Consider the following 423-nt stretch of genomic DNA (forward strand, 5'->3'; position numbering starts at 1 on the left):
GCTAGTCGTGGAAGAAAAGCATCCACAATTAAACGATATGTCTATGATATTGAGGACTTTGGAAGATGGCTGCAAACATCGAACCATTTTCAAGAAAAGAACGCATGGAACAAGATAGATCAAGAGGATTTTGAAGCCTATTTTCAGGAACTCATATACAAACGAAAGTATGGAGAGAAAACCATTCATCGCATTGCAGTCGTGTTAAAGAAATTGTATCAGTTCTTGGATATACCAAGTCCTATTGTAGAAATGCAGGGAATTACTCCACCGAATAGGGCCCTACGCAAAGAGGACTTTATTACGAAAGAAGAAGAGAAAAAGCTGAAAAACATTCTTTCTTCACCTGAAGGATTGTCAGAAGAACAACTTTCCGTTCGACCGCTTCTCATAGATCGAAATGTATCCATCCTATCACTTCTT

General features: G+C 38.5%; 1 protein-coding gene. It reads left to right on the forward strand.

The window, feature by feature from the left end; translation table 11 throughout:
• Window positions 1-423: site-specific integrase (locus ACQRBL_RS32595; protein ID WP_427736458.1), on the forward strand; the 423-nt coding region annotated here is incomplete at both ends.

The organism is Bacillus sp. AF62, assembly GCF_050312695.1.
Lineage (GTDB): Bacteria > Bacillota > Bacilli > Bacillales > Bacillaceae_G > Bacillus_A > Bacillus_A cereus.